General features: G+C 60.4%; 17 protein-coding genes and 1 pseudogene. 10 read left to right on the forward strand and 8 right to left on the reverse strand.

Features of this window, described 5'->3' with window-relative positions; genetic code table 11:
• Window positions 1-278: 278 nt before the first annotated feature.
• Complete coding sequence (gene gcvA / locus ACNA0I_RS01035) at window positions 279-1,172, reverse strand: transcriptional regulator GcvA (protein ID WP_415804208.1); 894 nt, start codon at window positions 1,170-1,172, stop codon at window positions 279-281.
• A gap of 268 nt (window positions 1,173-1,440) precedes the next feature.
• Between gcvA (ACNA0I_RS01035) and ACNA0I_RS01040 the strand changes: the two genes are divergently transcribed.
• The 4 genes from ACNA0I_RS01040 (at window position 1,441) to ACNA0I_RS01055 (ending at window position 6,203) form a co-directional block, all read left to right on the forward strand.
• Window positions 1,441-2,490 (forward strand): Bug family tripartite tricarboxylate transporter substrate binding protein, encoded by a 1,050-nt coding sequence (locus tag ACNA0I_RS01040; RefSeq protein WP_415804209.1) that lies wholly within the window; start codon window positions 1,441-1,443, stop codon window positions 2,488-2,490.
• Window positions 2,491-2,497: 7 nt separating this feature from the next.
• On the forward strand, window positions 2,498-3,880 hold the full coding sequence (locus ACNA0I_RS01045) for an MmgE/PrpD family protein (protein WP_415804210.1): 1,383 nt from the start codon (window positions 2,498-2,500) through the stop codon (window positions 3,878-3,880).
• 85 nt (window positions 3,881-3,965) lie between these two features.
• Window positions 3,966-4,979, forward strand: a complete 1,014-nt coding sequence (locus tag ACNA0I_RS01050; protein ID WP_415804211.1) for a Bug family tripartite tricarboxylate transporter substrate binding protein — start codon at window positions 3,966-3,968, stop codon at window positions 4,977-4,979.
• Between the two features lie 36 nt (window positions 4,980-5,015).
• Window positions 5,016-6,203, forward strand: coding sequence for an iron-containing alcohol dehydrogenase (locus ACNA0I_RS01055; RefSeq protein ID WP_415804212.1), 1,188 nt, complete (start codon window positions 5,016-5,018; stop codon window positions 6,201-6,203).
• Between the two features lie 69 nt (window positions 6,204-6,272).
• Here the strand turns inward: ACNA0I_RS01055 and gcvA (ACNA0I_RS01060) are convergent, their stop codons facing one another.
• Window positions 6,273-7,172 (reverse strand): transcriptional regulator GcvA, encoded by a 900-nt coding sequence (gcvA, locus tag ACNA0I_RS01060; protein WP_415804213.1) that lies wholly within the window; start codon window positions 7,170-7,172, stop codon window positions 6,273-6,275.
• 151 nt (window positions 7,173-7,323) lie between these two features.
• On the opposite strand from gcvA (ACNA0I_RS01060), the gene ACNA0I_RS01065 reads away from it, so the two are divergent.
• From ACNA0I_RS01065 to ACNA0I_RS01090, 6 genes and pseudogenes are all read left to right on the forward strand, one after another.
• Window positions 7,324-8,478 carry an acyl-CoA dehydrogenase family protein gene (locus tag ACNA0I_RS01065; protein ID WP_415804214.1) on the forward strand — a complete coding sequence of 385 codons (1,155 nt, stop codon included), beginning with the start codon at window positions 7,324-7,326 and terminating at the stop codon, window positions 8,476-8,478.
• Window positions 8,479-8,515: 37 nt separating this feature from the next.
• Complete coding sequence (locus tag ACNA0I_RS01070; RefSeq protein WP_415804215.1) at window positions 8,516-9,688, forward strand: thiolase family protein; 1,173 nt, start codon at window positions 8,516-8,518, stop codon at window positions 9,686-9,688.
• Window positions 9,689-9,699: 11 nt separating this feature from the next.
• On the forward strand, window positions 9,700-10,452 hold the full coding sequence (locus ACNA0I_RS01075; RefSeq protein WP_415804216.1) for an SDR family oxidoreductase: 753 nt from the start codon (window positions 9,700-9,702) through the stop codon (window positions 10,450-10,452).
• Between the two features lie 8 nt (window positions 10,453-10,460).
• Window positions 10,461-11,264, forward strand: coding sequence for an enoyl-CoA hydratase/isomerase family protein (locus ACNA0I_RS01080; RefSeq protein WP_415804217.1), 804 nt, complete (start codon window positions 10,461-10,463; stop codon window positions 11,262-11,264).
• A gap of 26 nt (window positions 11,265-11,290) precedes the next feature.
• Complete coding sequence (locus ACNA0I_RS01085) at window positions 11,291-13,201, forward strand: CaiB/BaiF CoA-transferase family protein (RefSeq protein ID WP_415804218.1); 1,911 nt, start codon at window positions 11,291-11,293, stop codon at window positions 13,199-13,201.
• Between the two features lie 170 nt (window positions 13,202-13,371).
• Window positions 13,372-14,198 (forward strand): annotated as a pseudogene (locus ACNA0I_RS01090) (tripartite tricarboxylate transporter substrate binding protein).
• Between the two features lie 130 nt (window positions 14,199-14,328).
• Here the strand turns inward: ACNA0I_RS01090 and ACNA0I_RS01095 are convergent.
• Genes ACNA0I_RS01095 through ACNA0I_RS01120 form a run of 6 tightly spaced genes read right to left on the reverse strand, consistent with a single transcriptional unit; the run spans window position 14,329 to window position 19,388 of the window.
• Window positions 14,329-14,538 carry a DUF2274 domain-containing protein gene (locus ACNA0I_RS01095; RefSeq protein WP_415804219.1) on the reverse strand — a complete coding sequence of 70 codons (210 nt, stop codon included), beginning with the start codon at window positions 14,536-14,538 and terminating at the stop codon, window positions 14,329-14,331.
• The gene (locus tag ACNA0I_RS01100) at window positions 14,535-15,806 is read right to left on the reverse strand and encodes a TraB/TrbI/VirB10 family type IV secretion system protein (RefSeq protein WP_415804220.1); all 1,272 of its coding nucleotides are present in this window, start codon (window positions 15,804-15,806) and stop codon (window positions 14,535-14,537) included. Before ACNA0I_RS01100 ends, ACNA0I_RS01095 begins: the two co-directional genes overlap by 4 nt.
• Window positions 15,807-15,808: 2 nt before the next feature.
• Window positions 15,809-16,969, reverse strand: coding sequence for a P-type conjugative transfer protein TrbG (gene trbG / locus ACNA0I_RS01105; RefSeq protein WP_415804221.1), 1,161 nt, complete (start codon window positions 16,967-16,969; stop codon window positions 15,809-15,811).
• Entirely contained in the window at window positions 16,966-17,670 is a 705-nt protein-coding gene (gene trbF / locus ACNA0I_RS01110; protein ID WP_415804222.1) for a conjugal transfer protein TrbF, read from the reverse strand. Before trbF ends, trbG begins: the two co-directional genes overlap by 4 nt.
• A gap of 12 nt (window positions 17,671-17,682) precedes the next feature.
• Window positions 17,683-19,071, reverse strand: coding sequence for a P-type conjugative transfer protein TrbL (trbL, locus tag ACNA0I_RS01115; protein ID WP_415804223.1), 1,389 nt, complete (start codon window positions 19,069-19,071; stop codon window positions 17,683-17,685).
• A complete protein-coding gene (locus tag ACNA0I_RS01120) occupies window positions 19,068-19,388 on the reverse strand; it encodes a hypothetical protein (protein WP_415804224.1) in 321 nt (106 codons plus the stop codon). Before ACNA0I_RS01120 ends, trbL begins: the two co-directional genes overlap by 4 nt.
• Window positions 19,389-19,396 lie beyond the last annotated feature (8 nt).

Genomic DNA, 19,396 nt, shown 5'->3' on the forward strand with positions numbered 1-19,396 from the left:
CGCTCTTGCCACTCCCACCTTGATCTTCCTTCTTCCATCAGGGTAGCTCTATGCTCGGATTTCGCGCTCTTTCCCCCGCAACGCGTGCTGCTGGGTTGGGAACACCATAGACGGCGCCGAACCAAGAGTTGCCAAGGAGAGTAGTGGATCATACGGTTTAAGAGCCCGTTAGCGCTGTTAGAGATACGCATGCTGAGCACATCTTTGTAGCAGGCAATCTAGCTTTCCGCGTGACGCTCCTCGCGGGTGAGCTGCTAATACCCTGAGATGCCACGACATCAAGCAACGCTGGAAAAATACTCCAGCATCCATAGCCTGAAGGCGGCCATCTGAGGACGCTCCGGACGATCCGAGGCGGTGATCAGATAATACGTAAAAGTGCCACAGTCGAGAATATGATCGAAAGGCACAACCAGCTCTCCGCTTTGTAGTTTGTCCTCTACGAGAAAGCGCTGAGCCATGGCGATACCCTGACCTTGAATTGCAGATGCGTATGCCATGACCGAACTCTGGAACGTCATGCCGCCGCTGGCATCAACGTCGTGTGCCCCCGCGCTTGTCAGCCACGCAGCCCAGTCATCCGCGCGGGCGAGCGAGTGCAGCAACGTATAGCGTGACAGGTCGTGTGGTGTTCGCAGGGACGGGCCACTCTTGAGCAGCGTTGGACTCATAACTGGACAAAGCAGATTGGGCATCAAGCGGTAGCTATGCGCGCCGCGCCACTTTCCGTGGCCAAGTCGGATAGCGCCATCTATGTCTTCGCGATCAAAGTCCACATCATCAAGTGACGTCGTGAGAGATACCTGAATCTCAGGATGTCTGGCGTGAAAATCAGGCAGTCGCGGAATAAGCCAATGCATAGAAAACGTCGTATAGGCACGGATACGAAGCTCTTGCTTCTTTGCACCCCGACCAATGCTCGACGTTGCCTCACGCACCTCGTTCAATGCTCGGGATATCGCGCGAAAGTATTCGGAACCTTGGCGGGTCAATACGATTTGCTGATGCCCGCGCAAGAACAGGGGTATAGCTAAAAAATCCTCCAACTGGCGAACCTGCCTACTGACCGCCCCAGGAGTCACGTTCAATTCCTCGGCGGCGAGCGTAACACTGAGGTGCCGGGCTGCGGCCTCGAAGGCTTTCAATGCACTCAGTGGCGGCAGTTTCTTCAACAGTCTTCCTAAAAACCAGATTGTTTATCAATCAACCAGGCGGTCGATTGACTGAAAAATCCTGAGAATTTTCGCTTCAAGGGAAGTTTATAGCCAAATATCGACGATTGATAAAAACTCAATCGCCCTCGGCAAAAAAATCGTTTGTAAGCCTTTGACGCGAAACTACAGAATGCGAGCTCACTATCGGAGGCGCACCTACGTGCGTACGTGTCGATCCGATTGAGAAAAAAACCCCGCCTCGCGCGGTGGACAAGAGGAGACCACAATGCCTATTCGATCACCGAAGTACCAACTTTTTTCCGTACGGCTATCCCATTTAACCGCGCTTTTCGATCGAACCACCTACAGTAAAAAGAACCTTTTCATCAGTGCCATCGGGATGGCCCTGGCCGTGGCTTGCTCCCCAGCAGGCGCACAAAATGATTTCCCGACCCGTCCGGTGCGGATGGTCGTCGCATTTACGGCGGGTAGCTCTTCGGACCTCATGGCGCGCATCGTTGCCAACCAATTGACGGCAGACCTCAAGCAATCCGTCGTCGTGGAGAATCGCCCTGGTGCGGGTGGGGCAATTGCCGCGGCCTACGTGGCCCAGTCTCAAGCAGACGGCTATACCATCTTGGTACATTCTGGCTCCTATGTGACAGCGCCTTGGCTATACAAATCTCTAGCCTATGATCCGCAGCGCGACCTTACCAGCGTTGCGGCATTTGGCGCGCTGCCTGGTGTCGTTATCGCACCGGCCGGTCGATACAAAGACTTCTCGCAATTGATCAAGGCAGGGCAAGAATCCCAAGGCAATTTGAACTTTGCCTCGGCCGGCAACGGCAGCTCCACGCACATGAGCGCTGAAAAGATCAACATGCTCGCAAAATGGAAAGGGACGCATATTCCTTACAAAGGGACGCCCGAGGCGATCGCAGACGTGTCCGCGGGTCGATCGGATTATTTTGTGGCTCCCATCAATACCATTATGGGCTTAATGCAGGGCGCGCGCTTCGATGCCCTCGCCGTTACTTCCACGAAACGCAGTCCGGCGTTGCCTGACGTCCCGACGATTGCCGAGGCGGGACTTGCCGGAGCGGAGTACCCGCTTTGGGTAGGAGCGTTCGTCCCTTCCGACACCCCCTCCGAAACCGTTTCCCGTCTACATGCCGCCATCCAGCAAGCAGTCAGATCGCCTGACGTTCAACAACAATATAAGGACTATGGCATCGATGAGTTTCCTATGTCTCAGCCGGAATTCGACCAATTCATCCGCGATGAGATCGCACTTTCAGGCGAGCTGGTCCGACGCGCCAATTTGAGTGCGGACTGAGATAGCTATGCAAACCGCACCTGAGAACATCACCCTTGAACTCGCAAAGGCGGCCGTTGGACTCGATCTGGCGACGGCTCCGCGCACTTTATCTACAAGAGTCAAATTAGTAATCCTGGACTGGTTCGCGGTGACTCTGGCGGGTTCGGCCGAACTCGTGACGCGGCAGTTGATGAAATACCGATTGTCCGAGGGTGGACATCCACAATGCACCATCGTAGGCAGCAAAGCGCGAATGCCGGCCTCGGTCGCCGCGCTGGTGAATGGGACGGCTTCACATGCGATTGATTACGACGACGTCAGTTTCTCCATTCCTGGACATGCCACGGCACCGGTTCTGGCAGCCGCACTAGCATTGGCGGAGCAGACTCATGCCGGGGGACACCAACTGATGCAAGCCGTCTTGGTGGGCTACGAAACATCATGCCGCATCGCGCAATTGATCGCCCCCAATCACTACGCGCGAGGCTTTCACGCCACGGCAACAATGGGATGCTTTGGAGCGGCCGCGGCTTCTGCGCGAATTTTGGGCCTGGATGAGAACGCCACCGCACAGGCTCTGGGTATTGCCGCGATCAAGGCGGCTGGCTTGAAGGCGGCATTCGGCTCGTCTTGCAAACCATTGCAAGTCGGCGAGGCGGCACGCAGCGGTCTGGAAGCCGCGCGATTAGCCCAATCCGGGGTTGACGCGCCGGCCGACATGATCGGACATCGACTGGGATTCGCGCACACGCATTCTGATGATTTCTATCCTGAAGCGGCACTCGGACCAGCACGATATGTGCCAGATTTCTCTGTTGCGACAGCCGACCCTGCGATATTTGACTTCCATATGGAGACCAATCTTTTCAAGTTCCATGCTGCATGCTACGAAACCCACGCTGCTATCGAAAGTGCGTTGAAGCTCGCACAGGACAACGATTTTTCGCATACCGATATCACCGCGATATCGATTCATGTGAACCCGCATTGCAATGACATATGCAATATCCAATCCCCACTTACCGCGCTACAGGCAAAGTTCAGCCTTCGGCACACGGTCGCCTTGGCATTGGCAGGCAGGGATACGGCCAACCCCGCTTCCTTCAATCTGGAAAACCTAAGTTGCCCAGACCTGCTGCGTTTGCAAGAGCTAGCTCAGGTGGTGCTCGATCCGACCCTGCGCGTGCCACAGACCCTGGTGCGAATACGCCTGGCCAATACAAGTACGTTTGAGCTACTGCATGACTCGAGTATTCCAAACCCGAATCTCGATGATCAACAAGAACGGTTGATTCGCAAGTTTCGCGCACTTTGTGGAAATTGCCTTACTGCGAACGCCGCGCAAAGACTTGAGACCTTGATACTCCATCTGGAATCGGCCGCCGACGTTGGCGAACTGATGCGCTGAACAGCGGCAACTCGATCAACGGCAAGACTGGGCCTGTTCCGCGATAACGCCGCGTCGGGTTCACAATAGAATAACGGGAGACATAATGATCTATAACTTGAAAGCACAGACATGCCGGCGATCTGTGCGGTGGAGTACTGCGGGTTTATGGCTGTTGATGGCGCTGTCCACGTTACCCCTTAAGGCCACAAGCGCGCCACTGGACTATCCCAACAAAGCCGTGACACTAATCGTGCCGTCTCCGCCCGGAGGCATCATCGATGCTTCTACGCGGCTCGTCGCGGCGGAGCTAGCACGTGCGATGGCCCAGCCCTTTGTCGTCGAGAACAAAGGAGGCGGCAGCGGCAATGTGGCCTACTCACAGGTAGCCAGAGCCGCACCTGATGGATATACGCTCTTGGCTTCCTACTCCGGGTTTCATGTCGGGAACCCTCTGTTGATGCCTAACCTCCCATGGAGTCAGAACGATTTGCGGCCCGTTGCGCTCATCGCCACATCGACAAATGTGATCGCTATCAATCCCTCCGTACCCGCTCACACCTTAGCCGAGCTAATATCCTATCTCAAGGCACATCCAGGCGAACTCAGCTACGCGTCGCAGGGCTACGGCTCAGTGGCTCACATCGGCACAGAAATTCTCAAGCAGCGCACTGGCACGCAAATTTTGCACATACCCTACAAGGGATCCGGTGCTGCATTGCAGGACGTTCTCGCTAACCAAGTCCAAATTATCATCACAACCCCCCCATCAATCAGTGGCCACATCAAACTTGAAAAGCTGCGTGCTCTGGCGGTCACCGGGAAAACGCGATACTCCGAGTTACCTGATGTACCGACGACAGCACAAGCCGGGGTACCGGACTACGAACTTGAAACCTGGGTGGCCGTTTTTGCTCCCGCCGGCACGCCAGATGCCATCGTCGAGAAGTTGACGACGCAAATGAAGCTCGCGCTGGAGAAACCGGAAACACGTGCGGCCGCTAACGCTGCTGGATTTGAGGCGCACTACGAACCGCCATCTGTACTGGCGCGCCGTGTGGCCTCCGAACACGACAACTGGTCCAAAGCGGTGAGGGAAAGTGGTATCAAGGCCGAATAATTCGACGCCAATGCAACCATGAACTGATGCGAGGTAATGAACATAATGACTCCTCCCGGTCTTCGTTACCGTTTCACAGGCCACGAACGCGTCCTGCACAGCGTCCAAGCATCCAAGGCCTTGCCCCAGCTGATGGACTGGTTCGACTACCGTCGCGCCTTCATCGTATGTTCGCACACGCTGAATACACGCAGCGACGTTATAGACACGCTGGTTGCGGGACTGGGCGCACGGTGTGTTGGGCTGACCGACAAGGTGGGAGAACATTCGCCACTATCGAATGTACTATCGGCAGCCAAACAGATTTTTGACCTCAAAGCAGATGTCATCATCTCGGTTGGAGGCGGTTCTGTGATGGACATGTGTAAAGCGATTCAACTATGCATATCCGAACAGGCGTTCGACCTGGAAAAGCTGTTGCAACTCCAAATGCAGATGTCGGACGATGGCACCGAAATGCTTGCCGGCTCGAACGCGCCCCCCGCTATCCGGCAAATAGCGATTCCCACAACCCTGGCCACCTCGGAATGGACGCCCGTCAGCACACCCATTAATGAGCAAACGCATCAAAAGGCGCGTTTTCTGGTGACCGACGGAGCGCCGCAGGCAATTATCTACGACCCCTCCCTGCTAGCGCGAACCCCCGTATCACTGCTGATGTCCACCGGTATCCGGGGACTGGACCATGCGATCAACACAGCATGTTCGCTGCACCCCCATCCTTTGGCGAGCCTGCTTGCTGAAAAAGCGATCCAGCTATATGTCGAGAACCTTCCGCGCTTACATAATAGCGGCGATATGGAAGCGTTCACGAGCGCGCAGTTGGCCACCTGGTACACCGGCATGGGTCAAATGTCGGTTCCGCATGGATTTAGCCATTGGATGGTACATATCGTCGGGCCCTTGGCCGGGGTGCCACATAGCGATGCCGCTTGCGTATTAATGCTCGCCCAAGCCCGCTGGCTGGAGGGGTACGCAAACGAGCAGCATGGCAGGATTCTACGTTTGCTCAAACGCACAGAATCTTTCGCGGTCGTGCTGGAGTCCCTGCTAGCCCAGCTCGGCATGCCACGCACACTGGCTGACCTGGGATTGAAGGATGAGCAGATCGAGTCGTTCATACAACCTGCCCTCGACCATCCGCAAATAACGAAAAACAATCTGCGTCCAATCAACACCGCCGCTGAAATGCGCGCCATTCTGGCGCTCGCTAGCGGGCTATAAGCCATATGTTCTAATTGAAACCAAATGGGGCTGAGGCCTGACGCTCCTAAGGCGATATCCGACCCGCTCCTACACGGAGATCAACCAGCTTCTGAAGGCCGCAAATTCCGGCCGGTTCAGGTGCTCGTGCGGGTAGACCAAGTAGTACGTGAAGTCACCCTCGTCAAGTACGAATGAGAATGGCATAACCAGGTCGCCGGCCGCGAGTTCCTGCATGACCAGTGCACGTTGTGCAATCGCCAATCCATGACCGTGAATCGCGGCCTGATACGCCAAGGTCGAGCTCTCGTAACTGAGTCCGGCAAGCGGGTTCACGCCCTGCACGCCGGCGGCGGACAGCCACTTCCTCCAATCTTGCCGGCGCGCCAAAGAATGCAGCAGTGTCAGGCCACGCAGCCCTTCCGTCTTATCGCCCTGGATCTGTGAATGCCTATCCATAAACGCTGGACTGCATACCGGCACAAGCTCATTTGCCATCAGCTTGTCAGCCCCCAAGGCTAACGGTGGATTGGAAAGCCGAATGGCACCGTCCAGGGCGTCGATGGAAAAGTCCACGTCTTCTAGCGAAGTAGTCAGACTAACTTCTATCTCGGGAGAGGCGGCATGGAACGACGCGAGTCGTGGCACAAGCCACTTCATAGCGACAGTGGTATAGGCCTGGATCCGGAGTTTACGTTTCTGGCTGGCTTCGACCACATCCTGGGTTGCTCGCTTCAGGCTGTCGAATCCTTCAGCGATATCGGCCAAGTACTGCTGTCCTAAGGAGGTCAAGGCAACCGATCGGTGACCACGATCGAACAGCGGAAAACCTAGCTCTTCTTCCAGTAGCTTGACATGCCGACTGACGGCCGCCGCCGTGACGTGCAACTCCTGCGCCGCCAATTGAAAACTCTTGAGACGGCCCGCAGCCTCGAATGCACGTAGTGCATTGAGGGACGGTAGCGCTCGCGTAAATGTGATCTTGGTCATTGGATGTCAAATGATAGCTCATGCCCCAGGAAAACTAAGCCAAACGTCCAAAAAATGTCGGTTGTGAGTAGGGTCTGCCCCCCCTACCATTCGAACCGTTGAACCGATGAACCTCACGCCGCAAGCGGCACAGAACCAGGAATCAGGTCAGATGGACTTCGCACTTTCCGACGAACAACAGATGCTGGTCGATTCGGCCAAAAAGCTTTCAAGGGATTACCTGGCGCCCCTGCTCGCCGCCCATCCCAAGGATGCCCCGCTGCCCAAGGCGGCCATGCTGGAGGCCTACGCCCATTTCGCGAATTTCGGTATCACCGCCGCCCGTCTGCCTCAAGAGGACGGCGGTCCTGGCCTGTCCATGGTCGACTATGGTTTGATACTTGAACAAATTCCCGCGATCCTCGCCCTGTCGCTGATCTCTCATGATGGCTCCATCACGCGGCTGAACGCAGGGGCGCCCGAGCACATCAAGGCAGCTTACCTGCCGGACCTGATTGCTGGCAGGAAGATTGCGTGCACGGCAAACTCGGAGCCTGGCGCAGGCTCTGATTCCAACACCATCAGTACCCGCCTGGAGCTGGCCGGCCAGCACGCCACTATCACCGGACAGAAGGCGTGGATCACCAATGCGTCCATCTGCGACGTAATGGTCGTCGCGTGTCAGGCCGGGATGAACGAGAAAGGGAGGCCCATCACGCGCCGGGTGCTGGTGGATCGCAGCACCTCGAAAATCGAAATCCGTGAGACCGAGATTACCGGGTTACGGCAAGGACACCTTAGCGAAGTGATCTTCGACCAGACGCAAGTCCCGCTGGATCACGTCATCGGCTCATCGGGAGATGCCGGCAAATACATGACGCTGGCCTGGAATGGCAACCGCCCGCTGCTGGGATTGCTTGGCGTGGGCATCGCCCAGCGCGCGTTCGAGCTGGCCGTCGAGTACGCCGGCGTCCGCAAGCAGTTCGGCAAGACTCTGGGTGCTCATCAATTGGTACAGCAGGACCTCGCCGATATCCAGACCGCCATCGTCAGCTCGCGACTGCTGTGCCTGTACGCACTGGATGCGCTGGACCGCGGGGAGCGCGCCAACGGCACGTCGGCCATGGCTAAGCGCTTCGCCACCGAAAGCGCCGTACGTGCGGTCAATCTGGCCATGCAGGTACACGGCGCGATGGGAATCACCGAAGAACTCGGGCTGGAACAACTATGGCGCGACGCGCGCGTGCTGCAAGTGCCAGATGGAACGCCCGGGATTCTGGCGTTGATCCAGGCGCGGGAAATCACAGGCGAAGCCGCCTTTCGTTGAAAAGCCGAATCACATCAATAGGTAGCGGAGACAAACGATGCGTAGAGTAGTCATTGCGGGCGTCGGCATGACGCCGTTCGGGAAATTCACCGAGCGCAACATGAAAAGCCTGTCCGAAGAAGCCGTCGCGGCGGCGCTAGGCGATGCCGGGGTCGGGGTCGATTGCGTGGAACGCGTGTTTTTCGGCAATGCCGCGGCCGGGGTAGTGACAGGCCAGGAAATGATCAGGGCGCAATCTTCGCTGCGTAATACAGGTCTCGCTGGAAAGCCGATGTTCAACATCGAGAACGCCTGCGCATCGGGCAGCTCGGCCTTACATCTGGCCTGGCTGGCGGTGAGATCAGGATCGTGCGAGACCGCCCTAGTCGTAGGTACGGAGAAGCTCACGCACGAGGACAAGGCCGTCTCATTCGGTGCATTCGCACGCGGTGTGGACCTGGAAGAGCCCTTGCCCGAAGGATATCAGAGTGGCTCGGGCTCCTTGTTCATGGATCTGTACGCCATCAAGGCGCGCAAATGGATGGAATCGGCGGGGGCGTCCGCCGAGGACTTCGCCCGCGTGGTGGTCAAAAGTCGCAAGGCCGGTGCACGTAATCCGGCCGCGCAGTTCCGGGAAGAAACCAGCATTGAGGCAGTGCTGAACAGCCGCATGATCAGCGATCCGCTGACGCTATTCATGTGCTCGTCCATCGGAGACGGCGCTGCAGCGGCATTCATCTGCTCCGAGGATTACGCCAAGCGCCTAGCCACCAAGCCCGTCTATCTGCGCGCAAGCGCCATCGTCACCGCCACGGTAGACGGGCAGGGCGAGGTCGTGGCGGCGCGCGCGGCCAACGCCGCATATGAGGAAGCGGGTGTCGATCCGACCGACGTCCACGTGGCAGAGTTGCACGACGCGTCAGCCCCAGCAGAACTGATTCACTACGAGAACCTTGGTTTCTGCGCACCCGGAGAAGGCGCGAGGTTACTGCGCTCGGGGGACACCGACCTGGGCGGCCGCATCTCAGTCAACCCCAGTGGCGGGCTGCTGTCCCGCGGTCACCCCATCGGCGCAACCGGTGTCGCGCAGATAGTGGAGCTGACCCAACAACTGCGCGGGAAATCTGGCACACGGCAGCGGCCCAATGCAAAGGTCGCACTAGCCGAGAACAACGGCGGTCAGCTGGCGGGCGATTCCGCCGTCGCGCTGGTCACCATCCTCACCACTTGAAGGAAGCGAAAATGGAACACGAACCTCGCGTGACGGTGGTCACTGGCGGTGCGAAAGGCATCGGGTACGGGATATCGAGCGCGTTCGCACGCCAAGGCGACACCGTCATCATGTTCGATATTGACCGCGATGCGCTCGACGAAGCGACCTCTCGCTTGACCGGCGACGGTGCCACGGCGATTGGAATCCCCGTCGATGTCACACAAAGCGAAGCCGTCAACCGAGCGGTCGATACCGTGGCGCGTCAGTTCGGCCGCATCGATGTACTGGTCAACAATGCCGGAGTGTCTCGCGACACTCGCATTACCAAGATGAGCGACGATGACTGGGACGACATCATCGCGATCAATCTGCGCTCGCAATTTCTTTGCTGCCGCGCCGCGCTGCAGCATATGGTTGAGGCTCGCAGCGGCCGGATCATCAATATCTCGTCGCGTGCCTGGTTGGGCAACGTCGGCCAGGCTAACTATTCAGCCGCGAAAGGCGGCGTGGTAAGCCTGACGCGCAGCCTGGCATTGGAATGGGCCAAGTTCGGTATTACCGTCAATGCCATCGCGCCGGGCATCATCGACACCCCTCTCTTCCAAGCCTACGGCGACGAACTCAAGGGGCGGCTGCAAGCGTCCGTTCCGGCACAACGCATAGGAACGCCCGATGACATCGCCCAGACAGCGCTGTTCTTCGCAAATTCCGGCAGCAGCTATGTCACCGGCCAACTGATCTACGTGTGTGGCGGCCGCTCATTGTCGTCGCCGACCGTCTGAGAACGAGCATGACAATACATTACGAAGTCTCGGACCACATTGCCACGTTGACACTGGATCGTCCCGAGTCCCTGAACGCCCTGGATGTCGAAGATCTGACCACGCTGAGAACACTGCTGGAGCGTGCTCGCGACGATGCCAACGTTCGCGTCATCATCGTCGGTGGCGCGGGCGCAAAGTCGTTCTGCGTGGGCATGGATCTCAAGAAGTCGTTTCCACCCGACATCAACTTCGGAGCCTCATTCGTCAAATCACACGATGCAGCGATCGCGGAAGGCGTCTATGTGCGGCTGGTGGATCTGGGCAAGCTCAATATATCCAAGCCCCTGATTGCCGCCATCAATGGCTATTGCCTGGGCGGGGGGCTCGAATTGGCGCTGCAATGCGATATCCGAATCGCATCACACAACGCGTCCTTCGGGCTGCCGGAACCTACGGTGGGCAGTATCCCGGGCGTGTGCGGAATCCAATTGCTGCAGCGTGCAGTGCCATCGGCCATCGCCATGAGGATGCTGCTGACCGGGGAGAGGATCGATGCGGATCACGCGGCGAGGGTCGGGTTGATATCCGATTGCGTCGACCTGGTCGACCTGACCCGCACCGCCAGGGAGCTCGCCGCCACGATCGCGGCGAACGGCCCAGTGGCCATACAGATGATCAAGAAGGTGGCACAGGTCAGCACCAATGTGCCGTTGACGCAGGCCATCGAATTCACGGAGTTAGCCTGGGGCGCGATGCGCGACTCGGAAGACCGAATCGAAGGACGACGAGCCTTCGCCGAGAAGCGTCGTCCTGAATATAAAGGCCGCTGAAAACCCGCCATGAGAAGGAGACAGGCGTGACACTACAAGACAGAGCACTGGCCTGCGGCACGCGCGCATGCGTACTGCTTGCCGCATCGCTGCTCGAACAGGCAGGCATACCCGTGACGCGTGCGGCTCGCCTTCCCAGCGAGGTCGGCCAGGACTGCACAATCGTCGTTGTATGCGGTGACGAACTGGAGGATGCCGGACGCCTGCGTCTGCGTCAGCTCGAACTCGAAAGACGTGTTCTGGTCTGCGAGATCAGCTCGACGAGCGCGCAAAGTCCACGCCGACACCTCGCTTTATCTGATTCGGAGATTCAGGCCTTGTGCGGACTGATGGACACCACCGGATTCAGTCAGGCGACGCCGATCGGCATTCCCTTCGCGGAGACGTCCGCCGCCTTGTATGCGGCGGCCGCGATCATGGCGACCCGGTGCACGCCTACGCAGCAGGCCCTAACACAGACCATCGAGGTCTCGCTGTACAGTTGCGCGGTCAATGCGCTGTCCACCTTCCTGCCAAAAGCATTCGTGGGCACGCGCGCGAGCCGCATGGGCAACCTGCATCCGTCCGCCTCGCCTTGGAACACCTATCGCACCGAGGATGGATGGGTGCTGATCTGCACAGGAAGCGACGATCAATGGCGTAAGTTGGCCGATCTAATCAACGTGGCCCCCGCGGACCGGGCCGGCCTCGACAAGGTCGTCGAACGCGTCGCCGCCGTCCAACGCGTGGATGGCTTGGTCGAAGGATGGACCTCCCACCATTCGACGGCCGAATGCGTGGCTGCCTGCGACGGTATCGGTATCGCAGCGGGACCGATCCTGCAAGTATCCCATTTAGCGGATGAACCTAATTTCCAGTTGCGTCACGCCGAGGTGGCGCAGCAGATCACGCAACAAGGTATCTCGCACGATTCCTACCGCGGTGTCCGGATTTTCCAGATCGTAGGCCTGCACAGTGAGGCGAGCCCGTCGGGAATGCCTGCCCCTACGTCGACGCCAGACGTAGGTACCACCGCGAACTCGTCGATGACGGGTCCCCTGGCCGGTCTTCGGGTCATCGAGATCGGCCAATACACCACCGCTCCATTGGCCGCGAAACACCTGGCCGCACTCGGGGCCGAAGTCCTGAAGGTGGAACCGCTCGAGGGCGAAGCGTCGCGTGCCTGGACCCCTGCGATCGACGGCACCAGTTTTTTCTTCGCTCTGAACAACACGGACAAAACTCCGATCGCCTTGAATCTCAAGGACGTCGCCGACCGTGATCATTTCGCTGCCTTGGTAGCCGAGGCCGATGTCCTGATCGAGAACCTGCGTCCCGGTGCGCTGGCCAAACTGGGCTTCGGACGCGAAGCCTTGTCCCGCCTCAATGGACGCTTGGTGTATTGCTCGATCTCGGGCTTTGGCATCCGCTCCGCCTACCCTGCCCGTCCCGCGTTCGACACGGTGATCCAGGCCATGGGCGGAATCATGGACCGTACGCGCACGATTGAGAACGACTTCCCGGTCAAGACCGGCGTCTCCGCAAGCGATATCCTCGGCGGTCAAGTCGCCCTATTCGCGGTCATCCTGGCACTTGTGCAACGACAAGACCGCGGCCAGTTCGTCGAGGTCGCGATGCAGGACGTCGCGGCATGGGCCACCCTATACACGGCCGGCAACCCCGAGACCCCGGGGCAAGTCCACGTGGATGCGGATGGCAGCACCTGGACTACATCGGACCCGCGCACGGGCCGGCGATCCGTGCCAGTGACGGGCGTAGAAGCGCTGCTACAAGACCCGGATTTTCAGATGGATGTGCTAACGATGGCGTCCGATCCGAACGGAACGCTGTGGCCCGTGCTCAAGCCTCCCTATCGCCTTTCCCATACCCCGGCACGCGTAAGTAGTGTGCCGGGCCACGCCCAACCGCCTGTGTCACGACGCAATGCACGCAAATAACGAACCGGAAAGTGTCTTAAGGCACCGCACTGGAGAATCAGAGGATGACAATGAAATCGAATAAATCTTGTATCGCACGCGTATGCGGCGCTTTCCTGGCGGGCGTGCTCGCGCTCGGAAATACCCTAGCCGCCAGTTCGGAAGATTCATATCCGGACAAGCCCATTCGCATGATTGCGCCATTCTCCGCAGGTGGCTTCACTGACTACGGCGCCAGACTGCTCGCAGAGAAGCTATCGCAAGAGCTCAAGCAACCGGTGATCGTCGAGAACAGGGTGGGTGCGGGCAGCAGTATCGGTAGCGACGTTGTCGCACGTAGCACGCCGGATGGATATACGCTACTGGTGACGACCCAATCGTTTTCGGTGAACCCGTTCCTGTTCAAGTCGATCAGCTATGACAGCGACAAGGACTTCCGTGCTGTGGCACAGGTTGCGATCTCGCCGATGGTGCTCTACACCAATCCAAACGTGCCGGCGAACTCAACTATGCGTCTCCCGGGAACGGTACCGGCGCGCATCTCGCAGCTGAGCTGTTTCAATCGGTCAGTGGCACCAAATTCACGCATGTGCCCTACCGAGGCAGTGCGCACGCCATCACCGACCTGCTCGGGGGCAACATCGAACTCGCGTTCGATTACCCCTCCAGCACCATGGCGCATATACAGGCTGGCAAGCTCCGCGCGCTCGCCGTCACAGGTGCCCAGCGACTACAGGCGTTGCCGGAAGTTCCTACCCTTGCCGAACTACAGTATGCAGAAGCCCTGGCAACATCGTGGCTAGGCATATTCGTACCTGCCGCAACCCCTAGCGAAACGACGGAAGTGCTACGCGCCGCCCTGCACAAAGTCGTAGGCGATCCCGAAATCGCCGCCAAGCTTGATGAGATCGGCGCACAGGTTCTGCTCATGGATAAACCTGAATTCGAAGCGTACGTGGCTGAGGAGCAAAGACGTTGGAAAGCAGTAGTAGAAAAATCCAACGCAAGAATTGAATAACTGCGCAAGTGGGAAACCAGCCCATAGCGCAAGAAACGCTTCTTGGCATTACATTTTCTGACATAGTGGCACGCCGACTGGAACAAGCCGACATCGTCAACTTAGCCTCGGACATGCGAGCGTGTCTTTATTACCCCTTTCTGAACGCTCGGTCCCCCGCTATGAACGCCTCCAGCATGTGCGGTATCAACGTCACAGCACTAACAGGCTCGCTATACACCTGCGAGTGCAGCGTAGCGTAACGGTCGAGATCGGCTTTCAGGCTGGCTGGACACGCGAAGGTCAACTTGATGCTTTCGGTCTTGGGCAGCGGTCCGAGCCGCAATTTGCGCGTCGTCATCGTGAAGTCCCCCGATTGAAGAAGAGCGGCTGGTACGGCCGCAGCACCAGATCCCGATTGACGATGATGCGCACCGGCAGACCCGGTCGCTCCGTCAGTGTGGGCTGGATGTTGAGGTTGCGCCGGGTCATCTCCTGGCCGACCTGATTGATACTGTCCTGCGCGCTGTCGCGCCCGGCGATAATGACGCGATCGCCGTCCTGGCGGTTTTCCGGCGCGGCCAGTTCGGCGCCAACGCCTAGCAGCGTGGTCAGCGCCGCACCAGCGAAGATGCGATCCCAATGCCAATCGACACCATCCTCCAAGCCGGCATAGCCGGCTGAGTCGGTGCCTGCCAGGTTGTCGAGCGTAAGCGAAGACATGTCGGGCAGGACGATGCGGTTCCACACCACCTGTACGCGGCTCTGCCCGTAGCTGACCTGGCTGTTGTATCTGCCCAGGATGCGCGAACCCTGCGGGATCAGCAGGAAGCGCCCGGAGGCCGTGTCATAGACCGGCTCCGTCACCGTGGCGATGACATCGCCCGGCAGGTCGGACTTGATGCCTGTGACCAGCGCCCCGGCGATCACCGTGCCGGCCATGACCTGATACGGCGATGCCGGCATTTGCAGGTTGCCGGAATTACGGGTTTCCGTGGTTCCGGCCTGCTGGAACGCCTCTTTCTGGTCTTGGCGATTCTGCACGGTGGTTGGGTCGGCAGACTGGGCCGCCGTCGAGGCCGGCCCGGCGGCCATCGGGTCGAAGGCCGCATTGGTGGCGAAGCCCGGCGCGGCGGCCAGCTGCGACTGCGCCACCGGCGCGGCTTGCTGGGTGCCGGTGCGGAAGAATACCGACGATGTGGCCGCTTCCTCAGCTTCCTTCAACCGGGCCAGACGTTCCGCCTCGGCGGGGTCGTGCCCGGGGGCGGCCACGGCCGGCTGCTGCGAATTCACGATGGCCGGCCCAAGGTCGCCCGGCAGCGGTGGCCCCAGTTCCGGCACCTCTGGCGGCAACTTCGAGTAGTCGGCCGGAAGCTGGTCGAGTCCTTCGGAGCGCGAGACGCGATCCACGTTGTAAAGCTCGGCCTGCTCACTGGCCCCGTGCCGCTGCGGTTGCAGCGACCACATTAGCGCACCGAGCACGGCGACCGACAGGCTGCCAGCGAGGATGGCCAGCGTGCGCCGGTTCAGCCGTGTGACCGGCCGAGGCTGGGCGCGCAATGCCACCGCCTCGGGTTCGACCTTGCCCGCTGGCGGTGCAGCAACGTCGGGAGTGTCATCCTGGCTCATGGCTAGTTCCTCGGCGTGCTATCCGTGCGCTCGATGCGCACCACGTCGCCGCCATCACCGCCGAGGCGCAATTCGGCAGCACCAAACAACCGATCGACGATGTAGTACGGCGGACGGAATCGGTAGTTCACCAGTTGTCCGTCGCCCTGCGCGCCAATGACAAACAGCGGCGGCAGTTCTCCTTGCACGATGCCCGCCGGGAACTGGATATAGACCTTTTCGCCGTCATCGAAAGCCCTCTGTGGCTTCCACGGTGGATTGCTGCCGCTGATCGCGTAGCGGAAGCGGATGTGCTCAAGCGACAGGCCGGTATCGACCGGCGCAGTCGCCTGCGCGGCTTGTGCCTGGCGCTGCAAGGCCAGCATCCGATCTCTCGGGTAGTCCCAGGACACCGACGCCATCCAGGCGCGTTCGGTCGAGGTCAGTTCCAGCAGATATGTCCGGCGGCTGGTGGTGATGACCAGGTTCGTCTTCAACCCAGAACGGATCGGCTTAACCAGCACATTGATGCGCAGCTCGTCGCCGCTGCCGCTGGAGGTGTCGCCGACGATCCAGCGCACGGTATCGCCAGCAGCGACAGTCACCAGTTCTTCGCCCGGCTGAAGCGAAACCACGGTCACGCGCCCCGGCGCTGCATAGACTTGGTAGAGCGCGCCATCGGTGAAGGGCCAGACCTGAATGGCATTGACGTAGCCCTCGCGCGTGGGCGCAATGCGCGCCTCAGCGTTGGCCTTCGATACACGCACGGTTTCGTCGGCCGGCTCCGGCGCGGGCTTGTCTTTGCCCACCTCCGGCAGCGGCTTCAACTGCGCCGGCATCGGCAGTACTGTTGGCACCTCCACCACTTCGACCGGCTTGGGCAGTTCGGGCAGCGGCTGCGCCTGCACTGGCTCGTCCAGTGAAATGCGCGGCGATGGTTTGCCCTGCGAGGCGCAACCGGAAAGCGCGGCTACCAATGTCAACAAACTGATCGCGTAGAGGGTTTGGCGATCCAGTCCGAAGCGCGGCGAGAACAACGGGAACACCAGCGCCAGGCCATCGTTCAAGCGCCGGCGATATTCGCCTTCAGCGGCCTCTCGTTGGCTGCGACCCAGATAGGCCTGTTTTCTTTTGGTACTGCCAGACAGCGGTAGCGCTGTGGGGTGAGTCTGCATTGATTTCATGGCTTGGCTCCTTCGGAAGAATCCAGGTCGCGGCTCCACGACAGGCCATTGACGTAGATGCCCAGCGGGTTGCGGCGCAGGCGCTCTTCGGTGCGAGGGGTCTGCTGCACGATGGACACCACGGCCGTCCATCGCTCCAGCCCGGCGGCGGCGCCGTTGACGTAGCGGCGCTCCGTCCAACGCACGTTGAAAGACGTGTCGCTGGCGCGGACGACGCTGGTGATCTGCACCGTCACCGACTCGCGGCCAATACGGGCGAACGGGTCATTGCTGCGGGCGTACTCGTTGAGCACGGCTGCGCCCTTGTCCGTGGTGTAGTCGTAGGCGTCCAGCCAGTTCTGCCGCACGACGATGGGGTCGATGGACAACGATCGAACCAGCGTGATGAAGCGTGCGATGTGGTGCGCCGTCTGCGCGTCGTTGGGCCGGTACGGCGTGGCCGCTTCGCCCACGGCGCGTACCTGGCCGGCGTTGTCCACTTCCACCACATAGGGCGTGACGATGGACTGTGCCGAGCGCCAGACCAGGCCGCCGGCCATCAGCAGTGCCAGCACCAGGCAGCCGAAGGCCATCAGTCGCCAGTTCTTGGCCTGCACGCGGGCCGAGCCGATACGCTCGTCCCACATCTGCGCGGCGGATTGATATGGAGTGGCAGGCTGCGGCGTGTCGGCATAGCGCACCTGCGGTCGCTTGAATCGCATGGTCGTCTCTCCTTATGAATCGGAATCGCGCAGGCTCGGGCTTTGCCCCGAGCCGCCACCATCGCCACCGCGCAGCGTGTGAGCGGTGGTGGTCGCAGCGTGGGTCATCTGCTGGCGGCGGTGCAGGCGCTTGGCCCAGGCCGGTTGCTTCTGCCCGGCGGCGGCCGGGGCATCGCCTTCGGCTGCACCCCATTGGGCGGCGGCACCACTGGCCGCTGCCGCACCGCCACCAGAGGCCGGAGCCGCACCATCGGCGTGGAAAGCGGCGGCTGTCTGGTCTTTGAGCGAGCGCGCCCCGGCGGCGGCCTTTTGGCCCGCGGCCTGCGCGCCGGTCTTGGCGACGTTACCCAGGCCCGCCATCGCACCCTTGGCACCGCCACCGGCTGCGGCGGAACCGGCTTGAAACGCCGAACGGGCACCGCCGGCTGTCGAGGCAGCGGCACGCGCACCGCTACCGGCCAACTTGGCGGCGGCCGGCGCCATGCGCGCCCCGGCCATGACCGCACCGCCCACGCCAGTGGCGGCGGCACCAATGGCAACGCCCGTGCCAACAGCGCCGACAGTGGCACCGGCCATCGCGCCCGCGCCAAGCTGCGGCGCACCGGACACGAGGCCCGTGGCGATGCCTGGCCCGAAGATGCCCAGGGCCAGCAGCGAGAGCGAAGCCAGCATCACGACCAGGGCATGGTCAATGGACGGTTCATCGGGATGAACCTGGAACTGCGAGAACAGGCCCGAGCCGATGCCGACAATGACCGCCAGCACCAAGACCTTGATGCCCGACGACACCACGTTGCCGAGCACTTTTTCCGCCAGGAAGCTCGTCTTGTTCCAGAGCGCGAACGGCACCAGCACGAACCCGGCGAGCGTGGTCAGCTTGAACTCGATCAGCGTGATGAAAAGCTGTACCGCCAACACGAAGAAGCACAGGATCACCACCAGCCAGGCGATGAACATCACCACGATGGGGTCGAGATTCACAAACACCTCGGGGAAGCCGGCCATGTCGCCGATCTGCTCCAGAATCGGCGCGGCGGCGTCGATCCCGGTTTTCGCCAGTCGCCCCGGTTGTAGCAAGTTCTCCATCGTGATGGCCGAGCCGGTGGCCATGATCCCCAGGCCAGCGAACGAGCGGAACACGATGCCGGCCAGCCAGTTGAAGTTGCTGATGATGTAGGCGAAGGCACCGACGTAGAGCACCTTGCGCAGCAGCTTGGCGATCACGTCCTCACCCTGGCCGGTCGCGTGGCTCATGGCCCAATACAGGCCGGCGATGGTCATGTCGATGACGATGAGCGCGGCGGTCAGGAACGCCACTTCGCCTTGCAGCAGCCCGAAGCCGGAGTCGATGTAGCGCGAGAACGTGTCGAGGAAGCGGTCGATGATGGTCACGTCGTTCATGGCGCGTCCTCGTATGCAGGCAAGGCCAGCGTTTCGCCGTCATCGGGGCGTTCATCGAAGCTCGGTGGAATCGGCGGCAGGTCTGCCAGCATCCGGCATTCGTCCGGCCCGGCCTGACCGGCGAAGAAGCACCGCCGGAACGCTTCGGCGTCAGCGCAGCAGGCGTCCTCGCCCACGGCTTGCCGGTCGGCCGCGCATTGCGCGCGCAGCGCCTTGAGCCGCGCGGGATCAGTGGTCAAGGTGTCGGCCAGGTCTTCGCCCTGCTGCTGCCCGCACGCGGTCAGCAGCAGGGCCAGCAGGACGGAAGCGCATCGCATGGCCGCCT

Origin of the sequence: Bordetella muralis, from assembly GCF_965139205.1 — a bacterium.
Classification (GTDB): domain Bacteria; phylum Pseudomonadota; class Gammaproteobacteria; order Burkholderiales; family Burkholderiaceae_B; genus Bordetella_A; species Bordetella_A muralis.

Excerpts from the sequence above, each read along its gene's own strand:
- ACNA0I_RS01065 (WP_415804214.1), top strand. The coding sequence starts at position 7,324 with ATGGACTTCGCACTTTCCGACGAACAACAGATGCTGGTCGATTCGGCC.
- ACNA0I_RS01100 (WP_415804220.1), bottom strand. The coding sequence starts at position 15,806 with ATGAGCCAGGATGACACTCCCGACGTTGCTGCACCGCCAGCGGGCAAG.
- ACNA0I_RS01055 (WP_415804212.1), top strand. The coding sequence starts at position 5,016 with ATGAACATAATGACTCCTCCCGGTCTTCGTTACCGTTTCACAGGCCAC.
- trbF (WP_415804222.1), bottom strand. The coding sequence starts at position 17,670 with ATGCGATTCAAGCGACCGCAGGTGCGCTATGCCGACACGCCGCAGCCT.
- ACNA0I_RS01050 (WP_415804211.1), top strand. The coding sequence starts at position 3,966 with ATGATCTATAACTTGAAAGCACAGACATGCCGGCGATCTGTGCGGTGG.
- trbL (WP_415804223.1), bottom strand. The coding sequence starts at position 19,071 with ATGAACGACGTGACCATCATCGACCGCTTCCTCGACACGTTCTCGCGC.
- trbG (WP_415804221.1), bottom strand. The coding sequence starts at position 16,969 with ATGAAATCAATGCAGACTCACCCCACAGCGCTACCGCTGTCTGGCAGT.
- gcvA (WP_415804213.1), bottom strand. The coding sequence starts at position 7,172 with ATGACCAAGATCACATTTACGCGAGCGCTACCGTCCCTCAATGCACTA.
- ACNA0I_RS01075 (WP_415804216.1), top strand. The coding sequence starts at position 9,700 with ATGGAACACGAACCTCGCGTGACGGTGGTCACTGGCGGTGCGAAAGGC.
- ACNA0I_RS01095 (WP_415804219.1), bottom strand. The coding sequence starts at position 14,538 with ATGACGACGCGCAAATTGCGGCTCGGACCGCTGCCCAAGACCGAAAGC.
- ACNA0I_RS01070 (WP_415804215.1), top strand. The coding sequence starts at position 8,516 with ATGCGTAGAGTAGTCATTGCGGGCGTCGGCATGACGCCGTTCGGGAAA.
- ACNA0I_RS01120 (WP_415804224.1), bottom strand. The coding sequence starts at position 19,388 with ATGCGATGCGCTTCCGTCCTGCTGGCCCTGCTGCTGACCGCGTGCGGG.
- ACNA0I_RS01080 (WP_415804217.1), top strand. The coding sequence starts at position 10,461 with ATGACAATACATTACGAAGTCTCGGACCACATTGCCACGTTGACACTG.
- ACNA0I_RS01040 (WP_415804209.1), top strand. The coding sequence starts at position 1,441 with ATGCCTATTCGATCACCGAAGTACCAACTTTTTTCCGTACGGCTATCC.
- ACNA0I_RS01045 (WP_415804210.1), top strand. The coding sequence starts at position 2,498 with ATGCAAACCGCACCTGAGAACATCACCCTTGAACTCGCAAAGGCGGCC.